General features: G+C 68.2%; 2 protein-coding genes. Both read left to right on the forward strand.

The annotated features are described in order from the left end of the window. A partial coding sequence (locus tag F8271_RS31585; RefSeq protein WP_225854911.1) for a recombinase family protein occupies positions 1-559 on the forward strand: 559 nt, incomplete at its 5' end. Continuing rightward, the coding region (locus F8271_RS31590) for a hypothetical protein (RefSeq protein ID WP_151493418.1) at positions 556-811 on the forward strand (256 nt) is incomplete at its 3' end. The genes F8271_RS31585 and F8271_RS31590, both read left to right, overlap by 4 nt.

An 811-nucleotide genomic window follows, 5' to 3' on the forward strand; every position in this document is an offset into this window, starting at 1 on the left:
CGTCAGGGTCAGCGCCGTCGAGCAGAACACCGTGCGCCAGCTCGACGGCGTGGACGTCGACCGGGTCTTCACCGACCGGGCCTCGGGCAAGGACACCGCCCGGCCGAAGCTCGACGAGCTGATCGCGTTCGTCCGTGACGGCGACACCGTCATCGTGCACTCGATGGACCGGCTCGCCCGTAACCTCGATGACCTGCGCCGGCTCGTGCGGACCCTGACCGGCAAGGGCGTGCGGGTGGAGTTCGTCAAGGAACAGCTCACCTTCACCGGCGAGGACTCCCCGATGGCCACCCTGCTGCTGAGCGTCATGGGTGCCTTCGCCGAGTTCGAACGGGCCCTGATCCTGGAACGCCAGCGCGAGGGCATCGCCGCGGCCAAGCAACGTGGTGTCTACACCGGCCGCAAACCGGCGCTGACCACCGAGCAGGCCGACCAGCTGCGCCAGCGTGCCGCCGCCGGGGAACGCAAGTCCGCGCTCGCTGCGGAGTACGGCATCAGTCGCGAGACCGTGTACGCCTACCTCCGCCCCACTACCGCAGCAGGAGCATCCACCGCATGAGCAGCTTGGACGACCTGGAACGCCGTATCACCGCCATTGAGGAGCGCCTGCACATGGAAGCCGGCCTGCGCGCCTCCGGCGACCGCGACCTCGCCAGTATCACTGCGCACGTCCGCACTCAGACCCACCTCGTCCAGGCTCTGTCCATCACCCAGGTCGAACACACCACCGCCCTGCGTGAACTCGGCGAAACAGTCGCCGCGCTGCGACAGGACCACAGCGCCAAGCTCGACCAGATCATCACCATGCTGG

Source organism: Micromonospora sp. ALFpr18c (assembly GCF_008868155.1).
In the GTDB taxonomy this organism is placed as follows: domain Bacteria; phylum Actinomycetota; class Actinomycetes; order Mycobacteriales; family Micromonosporaceae; genus Micromonospora.